At 65.2% G+C, this 11,258-nt stretch carries 10 protein-coding genes and 1 tRNA gene; 10 read left to right on the forward strand and 1 reads right to left on the reverse strand.

Annotated features, from left to right (window positions below):
• Window positions 1-250: 250 nt before the first annotated feature.
• The 10 genes from rsmB to HV675_RS26960 all read left to right on the forward strand — a co-directional run bounded on the left by rsmB (window position 251) and on the right by HV675_RS26960 (window position 9,726).
• Window positions 251-1,678 (forward strand): 16S rRNA (cytosine(967)-C(5))-methyltransferase RsmB, encoded by a 1,428-nt coding sequence (gene rsmB / locus HV675_RS26915; RefSeq protein ID WP_175114502.1) that lies wholly within the window; start codon window positions 251-253, stop codon window positions 1,676-1,678.
• The gene (locus tag HV675_RS26920) at window positions 1,675-2,265 is read left to right on the forward strand and encodes a DUF4390 domain-containing protein (protein WP_175114503.1); all 591 of its coding nucleotides are present in this window, start codon (window positions 1,675-1,677) and stop codon (window positions 2,263-2,265) included. Before rsmB ends, HV675_RS26920 begins: the two co-directional genes overlap by 4 nt.
• Window positions 2,255-4,693 (forward strand): sensor histidine kinase, encoded by a 2,439-nt coding sequence (locus tag HV675_RS26925; protein ID WP_175114504.1) that lies wholly within the window; start codon window positions 2,255-2,257, stop codon window positions 4,691-4,693. The genes HV675_RS26920 and HV675_RS26925 overlap by 11 nt, the downstream gene beginning before the upstream one ends.
• Window positions 4,694-5,383: a response regulator transcription factor EsaR gene (gene esaR / locus HV675_RS26930; RefSeq protein WP_175114505.1), complete on the forward strand. Its 690-nt coding sequence runs from the start codon at window positions 4,694-4,696 to the stop codon at window positions 5,381-5,383.
• Between the two features lie 98 nt (window positions 5,384-5,481).
• Window positions 5,482-5,557 (forward strand) — tRNA-Phe (locus HV675_RS26935).
• A gap of 565 nt (window positions 5,558-6,122) precedes the next feature.
• Window positions 6,123-6,854, forward strand: coding sequence for a 7-cyano-7-deazaguanine synthase QueC (gene queC, locus HV675_RS26940; protein WP_175114506.1), 732 nt, complete (start codon window positions 6,123-6,125; stop codon window positions 6,852-6,854).
• 67 nt (window positions 6,855-6,921) lie between these two features.
• Window positions 6,922-7,554, forward strand: coding sequence for a 7-carboxy-7-deazaguanine synthase (queE, locus tag HV675_RS26945; protein ID WP_175114507.1), 633 nt, complete (start codon window positions 6,922-6,924; stop codon window positions 7,552-7,554).
• A 5-nt stretch (window positions 7,555-7,559) separates the two neighbouring features.
• Window positions 7,560-8,006, forward strand: a complete 447-nt coding sequence (gene queD, locus HV675_RS26950; RefSeq protein ID WP_175114508.1) for a 6-carboxytetrahydropterin synthase QueD — start codon at window positions 7,560-7,562, stop codon at window positions 8,004-8,006.
• Window positions 8,007-8,209: 203 nt separating this feature from the next.
• Window positions 8,210-8,992 (forward strand): HpcH/HpaI aldolase family protein, encoded by a 783-nt coding sequence (locus HV675_RS26955; protein WP_175114509.1) that lies wholly within the window; start codon window positions 8,210-8,212, stop codon window positions 8,990-8,992.
• Window positions 8,989-9,726: a tetratricopeptide repeat protein gene (locus HV675_RS26960; RefSeq protein ID WP_175114510.1), complete on the forward strand. Its 738-nt coding sequence runs from the start codon at window positions 8,989-8,991 to the stop codon at window positions 9,724-9,726. The genes HV675_RS26955 and HV675_RS26960 overlap by 4 nt, the downstream gene beginning before the upstream one ends.
• 300 nt (window positions 9,727-10,026) lie before the next feature.
• Here the strand turns inward: HV675_RS26960 and rodA are convergent, their stop codons facing one another.
• Window positions 10,027-11,175, reverse strand: a complete 1,149-nt coding sequence (gene rodA, locus HV675_RS26965) for a rod shape-determining protein RodA (RefSeq protein ID WP_175114511.1) — start codon at window positions 11,173-11,175, stop codon at window positions 10,027-10,029.
• Between the last annotated feature and the right edge of the window lie 83 nt (window positions 11,176-11,258).

The following is an 11,258-nucleotide window of genomic DNA, read 5'->3' on the forward strand; positions in this document are numbered from 1 at the left end:
CGCCTGGCCCTTGCCGAACGCCCATAACGTGCGAATGCGCGTCGGAATCATCGCGGCAGGGCGCCGCCAGATTTGCTTGCGCACGCTTTCTCCGCCGTAACGCAGCGGCGGCGCAGACGCAATGCTGCTGCGGCCTCGCTGTTGCTGATCACGCACACGTGCGCCGCCACCGGTCTGTCTCATTACCGCACCACGCTACAATGTGCCGTTTAGACCGCCCGCACTCCCCGTGCCCGCCTCATCCCTGTTCATGACCCGAAAGCCGTCCTCGCGCGCGGTTCCGCCGGCAGCGCGTCCTCACGAGCCCCGCCTTTCCACGCTGCATCTTGCACCGGAGTCGCTTGGCTTCGCGCTCGATTGCGCGGCGCAAGCGGTCGGCGCCGTGCGTCTTGGCGCCGCGCTGCCCGCGGCCCTCAGCACCGTATTCGCGTCGCTGCCCGAAGGCAGCGCGGCCGCGTCGCACGGCGCAGTCCAGGACATCGCATACCGGACGATGCGGCGCTTGGGCGTCGCGGAGTGGCTGGTCGCGAGGCTGGTCCGCAAACCGCCGCCGCCACACGTCGCTCACGTGCTCGCCTGCGCGTTCGCGCTATTGGTCGACGACGAAGCGTCCGCCGCCTATACGCCGTTCACCGTGGTTGACCAGGCGGTCGGCGCGATCGGCGCGCGCCGCGAGTTCGCGTTCGCGAAGGGGCTGACCAACGCGGTGCTGCGCAACTTCCTGCGCGAACGCAGTGCGCTCATCAGCGAATCGCAACGCGACGACGTCGCGCGCTGGAACTACCCGCGCTGGTGGATCGAGGCCGTGCGAAACGCGTGGCCCGACGCGTGGCAGGACATGCTCGAGGCCGGCAACACGCAAGGTCCGTTGACGTTGCGCGTCAACGCGCGCCGCTCGAGCGTCGACGCTTACCTGCAAACGTTGCACGACCATCAGATCGCCGCGACGCAGGTCGGCCTGCAGGCCATTCGCCTGGAGGCCCCGCTGCCCGTCGACCGCATTCCGGGCTTTCGCGACGGCGTCGTCTCGGTGCAGGACGCCGGCGCGCAGCGCGCCGCGCAACTGCTCGGCGTGGCAAACGGCATGCGCGTGCTCGACGCGTGCGCCGCGCCCGGCGGCAAGACCGGCCACCTGCTCGAACTCGCCGACATCGACCTCGTTGCGCTCGAAAGCGACCGGTCCCGCGCGCAACGCATCGGCGAAAATTTGCGGCGTCTTAGCCTTGCAGCGGACATTCGGATCGGCGACGCGGGCAATCCGTCCGCGTGGCATGACCCGTCCGAGCCGCGCTTCGACCGTGTTCTCGCCGACGTGCCGTGCTCCGCATCGGGCATCGTGCGCCGCCATCCGGACATTCGCTGGCTGCGCCGCGCGGCCGACATCGCGTCGCTGGTCGTCGAGCAGCGGCGCATCCTCGCCGCGCTATGGCCGCTCGTGAAGACGGGCGGCGAGTTGCTGTACGTCACATGCTCGATCCTGCCCGATGAAGGTGAGTTGCAGGCAGTGTGGTTTGGAAACAACCATCAGGATGCGGTACGATTGGACGCGCCGGGGCAACTGCTGCCCGCAGTGGCTCGCGCGCCCGCCGACCCATCGGCTGGTTCCCGCGCCGGATGGACCACCGGCTCGAACCCAGACCACGACGGATTCTTCTACGCGCGCTTTCAGAAACGGTGACCATCAAACACCTTCTTCCGCTACGGCTCGCGGTCGCGCTCTGGATGGCGCTGGCCCTTTGCCTGACCGCAGCCGGGCCGGCGCGCGCCGATTCGATCGCGGTTCAGCGAGCATCGCTGCAATCGGACGGCAGCGGATGGAGTCTCGATGCGCGGTTCGATTTCGATCTGAACAGCAACCTCGAGGACGCAGTCAATAAAGGCATTCCGCTTTACTTCACGACCGACTTCGAGCTGAGCCGTCCGCGCTGGTACTGGTTCGACGAGCAGCCGGTCAGCGTATCGCAGAGCATCCGCCTGTCGTTCCAGCCGCTCACACGCGAATATCGCGTCTCGACCGGCGGCCTGCAGTTCGGTTTCAGTTCGCTGAATGAGGCGCTATCGGTGATCAAGCACGTCACGTCGTGGCATGTGATCGACCGCAATCAGGTTCACCCCGGGGAGACCTACACCGCGTCGGTGCGCATGCAGCTCGATATCGCACTGATGCCCAAGCCGTTCCAGATCGACGCAGTCAACAACCGCGACTGGAACCTTGCTTCCGACTGGAAGCGTTTCACTTTCACGGTGAGCGATCGTGCTAAATAAAGTGCGCCGCGACACCAGTGTCAGCAGCGTCGTCGTGCGTTTGCTGGTGTCGACGGTGGCGGTCACGGCCGTCCTGCTGCTCGTGCTGCTGGCAGCCGCGAGCGCGAATACCGAATTCTTCGACCGCTATTACCAGTGGCTCTACACGGCCAATATCGCGGTCGCGCTGATCTTCATGGTGATCGTGGCGGTGCTCGTCGTCGTGATCATCTCGCGCTTGCGCAAGGGCAAGTTCGGCACCCGGCTGCTCGCGAAGCTCGCTTTCTTCTTCGCGCTGGTTGGCGTGGTGCCGGGCGGCATCATCTACATCGTGTCGTATCAGTTCGTGTCGCGCAGCATCGAGTCGTGGTTCGACGTGAACGTCGAAACCGCGCTCACGTCGGGCTTGAGCCTCGGGCGCGGCATGCTCGATGCGTCGCTGTCCGACTTGCAGACCAAGGGCCGCCTGATGGCCGAGCAGCTCGCGAACTCGGATTCGGCGGGCACCACGCTCACGCTGCTGCGCTTGCGCGATCAGTTCGGCGTGCAGGACGCGACCATCGTCGAGCCGGCGCGCAGCATGTCGGGCGCGTCGCCGGAGATGCACGTGGTGGCGCAGGCCACCGGCAATTACGCGTCGCTCGTGCCGACCGACCTGCCGACGCCTTTGATGATCGAGCAGGCGCGCGGCCGCGGTTTCGCGGCGATCGAAGGCGAAGTGGACGGCGACCCGCGCGCGGTGGGCAACAAGGGCGTGCTGCGGTTGCGCATCGTGCAGCGCATTCCGGACACGAACGCCACGCAGTTGCAGCCGACCGACCGCTTCCTGCAACTGACGCAGCCGGTGTCCGCGTCGCTTGCGCGCAATGCCGACGCGGTGCAGCGCGCATACCGCGAGTATCAGGAGAAGGCGCTGGGCCGCACCGGCTTGCGCAAGATGTACATCGGCACGCTGACGCTGGCGCTGTTCCTCGCCACCTTCATCGCGATGATGCTTGCGCTCGCGCTCGGCAATCAGCTCGCGCGGCCGCTGTTCCTGCTTGCGCAGGGTACGAAGGAAGTGACCGAAGGCGACTACACGCCCAAGCGCGAGATCAAGTCGCGTGACGAACTCGGCTTCCTCACGCAGTCGTTCAACGCGATGACGCGGCAGCTTTCCGAAGCGCGCGCGGCGGTCGAGAACAACCGCATCGCGCTCGAACATTCGAAGACGTATCTCGAGAGCATTCTCGCGAACCTGACCGCGGGCGTGTTCGTGTTCGACCGGCAGTTCAGGCTCACCACCGCGAATCGCGGCGCCGAGCGCATTTTCGGCCAGCCGTTCCAGGCCGCGCTCGGTTTGCCGCTCGACCGGATCGTGGTGCTGGCCGAGTTCGGCGCGCTGATCCGCAAGGCGTTTGCCGATCGCGAGGCCACGGGCAGTGACGACCGGCAAGACGATGGCCACTGGCAGCAGCAGTTCTCGATGCAGGCGCAAGGCGAATCGGATCCGCTCACGCTGCTCGTGCGCGGCGCGCGGCTGCTCGCCGTGACGAAGCCGGCGGACGACGCCGAAGACCCGCAGACGGCCGGCTACGTCGTGGTGTTCGACGATATCTCCGATGTGATCTCGGCGCAGCGTTCGATCGCATGGGGCGAAGTCGCGCGGCGTCTTGCGCATGAGATCAAGAACCCGCTCACGCCGATCCAGCTTTCGGCCGAGCGTCTGCAGATGAAGCTTGCCGACAAACTCGCGCCGCATGATGCCGATGTGCTGAAGCGCGGCGCGACCACGATCGTGAATCAGGTGGCGGCGATGAAGCAGATGGTCGATGATTTCCGTGACTACGCGCGCACGCCGCCCGCAGTGCTCGCGAATTTGCAGCTTAATGAACTCGTAAGCGAAGTGCTGACGCTGTACGGCATCGAGGAAGGCAAGAGCGCAATCAATGTGGAGATGGGCGAGCTGCCGGTGATTCGCGGCGATGCGACGCAACTTCGGCAGGTGATCCACAACCTGCTGCAGAATGCGCAGGACGCGGTTGCCGAAGTCCCGCATCCGCGTGTGCTGCTCGAGACGCGGACAGTAGAATATGGCGATGCCGATGCGGAAGGCAAAACCCGCATCGCCGTGCGCCTCGCGATATCGGACAATGGGCCGGGCTTTCCGGCGCGCATCCTGACGCGCGCGTTCGAACCTTATGTGACGACTAAAGCCAAAGGAACAGGGCTTGGGCTGGCGATGGTCAAGAAGATCGTCGACGAACACGGCGCGCGTATCGATATCCGCAACCGCCTCAAGGCAGGCGATGTGATCGAGGGCGCCCAGATCTCGATTCTCTTCCTTCAACTCGCAGACAATGCGGCGCCCGGCAGTGGGTCTCAGGGAGTACCGACCGGGTCGCAGACGGCGCGCAGTAGCGCGTCGCAGGGAACGACAAAAGCAACAGTGCAGACAAGGGCAGCGTAAATGGCAACCATCCTGGTGGTAGATGATGAAATGGGCATCCGGGAATTGCTCTCGGAGATCCTCAGCGACGAAGGGCACGTCGTCGAAGCCGCGGAGAACGCGCAGGAAGCGCGCGAGTCACGCTTGCGCGCGGCGCCCGACCTGGTGCTGCTCGACATCTGGATGCCCGACACCGACGGCGTCACATTGCTGAAAGAATGGGCCGCACAAGGGCAACTGACGATGCCGGTCATCATGATGTCGGGCCACGCGACCATCGATACGGCCGTCGAAGCGACGAAGATCGGCGCGCTGAATTTCCTCGAGAAGCCGATTGCGCTGCAGAAGCTGCTGAAGGCGGTCGAGCAGGGACTGGCGCGCGGCAGCGCGGCGCCCGCGGCGGGCGGTGCGGCGGCAAAGCCCGCGTCGCCGGCGAACGCGTCGGCCGTCGCGTCGGCTGCGGCATTGCCGATGCTTGCCACGGACAGCACGAGCGGCGCCACATTGCCCGCGCAAACCACGTCCATTTCGTTCGACATCCCGTTGCGCGATGCGCGCGATGCGTTCGAGCGCGCGTACTTCGAATATCACCTGGCGCGTGAGAACGGCAGCATGACGCGCGTCGCAGAGAAGACCGGGCTCGAGCGCACGCACCTGTATCGCAAGCTCAAGCAGCTCGGCGTGGATCTCGGCAAGAACAAGGGCGAGTGACTGTCGCCGCGTTTCGGGCGCGACGCGGCTTGCCCGGCAAATTTCAGGAAGGGGCTTGAGACGGCCGTCAGGCTTTGCTATACTCTCGCTTCTTCGTTGGCCCGGTAGCTCAGTTGGTAGAGCAGCGGATTGAAAATCCGCGTGTCGGTGGTTCGATTCCGCCCCAGGCCACCAGAATTCGGCCCCAGGACATCGCAAGATTCCTGGGGCTTTTGCCATATGCGCCGGGCGCAGCGCGGTCCGCGCGTCGATGCGCGATGTAGGCGCCGCCGGCAGTGCACGGGGCCGCATGATAAAATCGCAACAATTCAAGGGCTTGCACTGTCCGGTCGCAAGTCCTTTTTTGTTTCGTGTTTGTGTTTTGCGTTTGTTTCGCGCTTGATTCGCGCTTGTTTCGAATGGCCTCGGCTGCGGCACGGCGCAGCCAGCCCGGTCAGCTCGCGGCGTGCGGAGCAAACGGCCAGCACGAAGCGCAGGGCAACGGCGGGCAGATGGCACTCAACCGCGGCAACTGAACGGCGGCGAATCGAGTGCGGCAACTGAACGGCGGCAACCGGTGTGGCAACCCGCATGCGGCCGAACCTCGCGAGATGCAGCCGCGCGCCGCGCCGGTCATCGGCAATTAGATCATCGGCATCAGTGCCGCCCGCTTCGGGCAGCGAGGCTCGTGCCTATACTGCTTGAGCTGGCATCGGCGCCGGCGCGAATGTAACCCATTGAGCCATCACGGAGTATCACGGTGATCCGCAAAGACGCGAAGCGCAGCGCGCTGGTGCTGTTTTCCGGCGGCCAGGACTCGGCCACGTGCCTCGCCTGGGCGCTCGACCGCTACGAGACGGTCGAGACGCTCGGTTTCGACTACGGCCAGCGGCACCGCGTCGAACTCGAATGTCGCGACGGCTTTCGCAAGGCGATCAGCGATACGTTTCCCGAATGGGGCGCGCGTCTCGGCGACGATCACACGGTCGATCTGTCGGTGCTCGGCGCCATCAGCGACACCGCGATGACGCGCGAAATCGAAATCGAGACCGCCGCGAGCGGCCTGCCGAACACGTTCGTGCCCGGCCGCAATCTGATGTTCATGACGATCGCCGCGGCGATCGCCTATCGGCGCGGCTTGCAGGTGCTTGTCGGCGGCATGTGCGAGACGGATTTCTCCGGCTACCCCGATTGCCGCGACGACACGCTCAAGGCGCTGCAAGTCGCGCTGAATCTCGGCATGGACAGCCGCCTCGTCGTCGAGACGCCGTTGATGTGGCTCGACAAGGCCGACACATGGCGTCTCGCGTATCAGCTGGGCGGCGACGCGCTGGTCGAGCAGGTGCGCGTCGAAACGCATACCTGCTACGTCGGCGAGCGCGCGGTCCTGCATCCGTGGGGCTTCGGTTGCGGCGAGTGCCCGGCATGCCGTCTGCGCAAGCGCGGCTACGAAGCGTATCTCGCGGGCGAGCAGGTCACCGAGCCGGTGTGAGACGCCGACACGACGAATCATTCGACACAATTAACCCAGCGAACCCAGCGCATCAGGCAGAACCAGCATGACGTACGCGGTCAAGGAAATCTTCTACACGCTGCAAGGCGAAGGCGCGAACGCCGGACGCCCGGCGGTGTTCTGCCGGTTCGCCGGTTGCAACCTGTGGTCCGGCCGTGAAGAAGACCGCGCCGATGCGGTATGCCGTTTCTGCGACACCGACTTCGTCGGCACCGATGGCGAAAACGGCGGCAAGTACCGCAGCGCCGATGAACTCGTCGCGAAGATCGCGTCGTTGTGGCCCGCGGGCGAAGACGAGCGCTTCGTCGTCTGCACCGGCGGCGAGCCGATGCTGCAGATCGACCCGCCGTTCGTCGATGCGCTGCACGCGGCAGGCTTCGAGATTGCGATCGAAACGAACGGCTCGCTGCCGGTGCTCGATACGATCGACTGGATCTGCGTGAGCCCGAAGGCGGATGCGCCGCTCGTCGTGACGAAGGGCAACGAGCTGAAGGTGGTGATCCCGCAGCATAATCAGCGTCTGTCCGACTACGAAAAGCTCGACTTCGAATACTTCCTCGTCCAGCCGATGGACGGTCCGTCGCGCGATATCAACACGAAGCTCGCGATCGACTGGTGCAAACGTCATCCGCGTTGGCGTCTGTCGATGCAAACTCACAAGTACCTGAACATCCCCTGATCGCCGTGCTAACCATTACCCGAAAACTCGAATTCGATGCGGGCCACCGCATTCCCGACCACCGCAGCCAGTGCCGCAATCTGCACGGCCATCGCTATGTGCTCGAGCTCACGCTGCAGGGCGACGTGGTCGAAACCGAGGGCGCGCCGGATCGCGGCATGGTGATGGATTTCGCCGACGTGAAGTCGCTCGCGATGGAGCATCTCGTCGACAAATGGGATCACGCGTTTATCGTCTATGAAGGCGATACACAGCTGTGCCGCTTTCTCGATTCGATGCCCGGCCACAAAACGGTGGTGCTCGACCGCATCCCGACCGTCGAGAACCTCGCGGCCGTCGCGTTCGGCATTCTCGCGAACGTCTATGACGCGCACTATGGCGTGAACCTGCGGCTGCAGCGCGTGCGCCTGTACGAAACGCCGAATTGCTGGGCCGATTTCGTGCGCGAGTAACATGTGCCGGATAGCCGGTCGCGCCGTTATTGTCACGGTATGATCGTTCCGATAACCACCCGGAGCGAGACCATGCCGGCCTTCACCACGCCCGTCACTTCCATTCAGGCGCAGCAGAATTCATGCGCCGCGCACCACGCGTGCCAGCACGGCGCGCTTTCCCGGCCATCTTGCGGCGCAACGTATCGTGCGGAGGCGCGGCGATGAGCACGTTCACGAATCCGCTGAAGCTGCGTCTGAAAGATCCTGATCCGCTGTACGGACTATGGCTGTCGCTCTCCAGCGCGAGCGCCGCCGAGGCGCTCGCGCATGCCGGTTTCGACTGGCTGCTGATCGACATGGAACACGCGCCGAACGACAGCGTCGACGTGACGGATCAACTGCGCGCGATTGCCGCCGCGCATCTGCCGAGCGAGCCCGTCGTGCGCTTGCCGGCCGCCGAGCCGTGGATCGTGAAGCGCGTGCTCGACGCCGGCGCGCGCACGCTGATGTTCCCGAATATCGAATCCGCCGATGAAGCCGCGTATGCGGTGCGCCTCACGCAATACCCGAGCGCGGACGCGTCCGACGGATTGCGCGGCGTCGCCGGCGCGGTGCGCGCGGCCGCGTACGGCATGCGCCGCGATTATCTGCAGAATGCGAATGCGCAGATCGCGACGATCGTCCAGATCGAATCGGCACGCGCGCTCGCGCAGGTCGAGCAGATAGCGGCGACACCGGGTATCGATTGCCTGTTTGTCGGGCCGGCGGATCTCGCGGCCAGCCTCGGCCATCTCGGCGATTCGAAGCATCCGGAAGTGCAGCAGGCAATGGCACATATCGTGCAAGTCGCAAAGAACGCGCATATTGCCGCCGGCATCTTTGCAACGGATGTGCCGAACGCCCGGCAGTACCGCGATGCGGGTTTTCGTTTTATCTCGCTCGCTGCCGACGTCATGTGGCTGCTGCGCGTGACACGTCAGTCGTTGCAGGAGGTCAGGTCATGAAGAAGAGTTCGCTGCGGCGGGCGCGCGCGAGCGCGGTGCTTGCACTGACGCTATCGGCATCGCTGATGGCGGCGGGCATGCTGGCAGCCGATGCGCGGGCCACCGGGGTGCAGGCGTTCAACCCGAAGCCCGCGGATGCGGAGACGCAGACCGCGGTCGCCGATTACAACGCGGGCAATCTGACGTCCGCGCTCGCCGAGTTTCGCAAGGCCGCGCAGCGCGGCAACCGCCTCGCCGAATTCAACTACGCGATGATGCTGTTGAACGGCGAGGGCGGCCCGGCGAATGTCGATGAAGGGAAGAAGTGGCTGCGCAAGGCCGCGGACGCGAACATGTCGCATGCGCAGTACGTGTACGGCAAGATGTACGACGACGGCGAGTTCGTCGGCCGCGATCCGGTGGAAGCGCATCAGTGGTTTCTGAAGGCCGCGAAGCAAGGGCATGTTCAGGCGGAACTCGCGCTCGCGAATCAGTTTCTCGACGGTCGCGGCACCACGCGCGACAACCAGCAGGCGTTCCTCTGGTACAAGAAGGCCGCCGAAGGCGGCGATATGACCGCGCAATACGTGACCGGCTCGTTCTATGAGCGCGGCGGCGACGGCGTCACGCAGAATCTGAACGTCGCGCGCGCGTACTATGCGGCCGCGGCGGCACAGGGCGATCCGGCGGCGCGGCTCAAGTACCAGCAGTTGAGCACGCAGTTGCGCGAGTCGCATGAGGCGAAGCCGCAATAGACGCGCGGTCGGGTCAGGGCCACGGGTGCGGCCGATGGGTTGTGGCCAACGCACAGTAGCCCGCTGTTCACGCGGCCGCTGGGCGCGGCAGACACCTCGTGTGCGGGCCGCACCGCCGGCGTACGGCGGCCCGTCAAGCAAGCGTGAGGTGCACTGTCGCGGCGCGCGGCAGCCCAAGCACAGCGTGAGGCGTACTGTCGGAGGCGCACGGCAGCCCATCAAGCAAAAGAGAGACGCAAGCGTCTCTCTTTTGCATTTCCCGGCCGGCTGTATCGCCGTCCATCGCGCGATGGCACCCGGCTAGCTTTGCATCAACCGCTTCTGCCGCGACACGCTCATGATCAGTCCGATCGCGACGCCGAGCGTCGTCAGCGCGGTGCCGCCGTAGCTCATGAACGGCAGCGGCACGCCGACCACCGGCAAGATCCCGCTCACCATGCCGATGTTCACGAACGCGTACGTGAAGAAGGCCATGGTCAGCGAGCCGGCAAGCAGGCGCGCGAACAGCGTCGCGCCGTTTGCCGCGATATAGAGGCCGCGCGCGATCAGCGCCATGTAGAGCGTAAGCAGCACGAGTCCGCCGGCGAGACCGAATTCCTCGGCGAACACCGCGAAGATAAAGTCGGTGTGCTTCTCCGGAATGAACTCGAGGTGCGCCTGCGTGCCCTTGAGCCAGCCTTTGCCGAGCGGGCCGCCGGAGCCGATCGCGATCACCGCCTGAATGGTGTGGAAGCCCTTGCCGAGCGGGTCGGAGGTCGGGTCGAGCAGCGTGCAGATGCGGTGCTTCTGATAGTCGTGCATCAGCGGCCATTGCACTTCGGGCTGGCAGATCTTGTTCTGGAACGTCGCGATCGACGCGACCGCGATCACCGCGGCGATCAGCACCGGCACGATCAGCCTGAAGCTCAAGCCGGCGAAGTAGATCACGAAGAGCCCTGACGCGAACACCAGCACCGCGGTGCCGAGGTCCGGCTGCTTGGCGATCAGCCCGACCGGGATCAGCAGGATCACGAGGCCGACGAGGTAGTCGTACCAGCGCATCACGCCTTCGCGCCGCTGGTAGTACCACGCGAGCATCAACGGCGTGGCGATCTTCAGAATTTCGGACGGCTGGATCACCACCCCGACGTTGATCCAGCGCTTCGCGCCCTTGCGCGTGAGCCCGAATAGCGCGACCGCAACCAGCAGCGCGACGCCGAATGTATAAGCGGGAACCGCGAAGCGCATCAGCGTGTTCGGCGGCACATTCGCGAGAATCCACATCAGCACGAAGGTCAGCATGATGTTGCGCAACTGGTCCTCGACGCGCCCCGGCACGTCGAGGCTCGCGCTGTAAAGCGTGACGATGCCCACGCACAGCAGCAGAAACACGATCAGTGCGAGCGGCTTGTCGAAGCCCGCGAACATCTGCTTGATGCGGTCGAGCCAGGCGCGCTTGTCGAATTGCATGCCTCTCTCCTTATTCGTCGATGCCGCCGGCGGCCGGCGCGGCAGGCGGCGCGGGTTGCGGCTCGCCGTCGTCGCGCGACGGC

The sequence above is a fragment of the Paraburkholderia solisilvae genome, from assembly GCF_902859875.1.
GTDB classification, from domain to species: domain Bacteria; phylum Pseudomonadota; class Gammaproteobacteria; order Burkholderiales; family Burkholderiaceae; genus Paraburkholderia; species Paraburkholderia solisilvae.

Bases quoted from the DNA above. Each gene is read 5' to 3' on its own strand.
- queE (WP_175114507.1), top strand. From the start codon at position 6,922: ATGACGTACGCGGTCAAGGAAATCTTCTACACGCTGCAAGGCGAAGGC.
- rodA (WP_175114511.1), bottom strand. From the start codon at position 11,175: ATGCAATTCGACAAGCGCGCCTGGCTCGACCGCATCAAGCAGATGTTC.
- HV675_RS26960 (WP_175114510.1), top strand. From the start codon at position 8,989: ATGAAGAAGAGTTCGCTGCGGCGGGCGCGCGCGAGCGCGGTGCTTGCA.
- rsmB (WP_175114502.1), top strand. From the start codon at position 251: ATGACCCGAAAGCCGTCCTCGCGCGCGGTTCCGCCGGCAGCGCGTCCT.
- esaR (WP_175114505.1), top strand. From the start codon at position 4,694: ATGGCAACCATCCTGGTGGTAGATGATGAAATGGGCATCCGGGAATTG.
- HV675_RS26955 (WP_175114509.1), top strand. From the start codon at position 8,210: ATGAGCACGTTCACGAATCCGCTGAAGCTGCGTCTGAAAGATCCTGAT.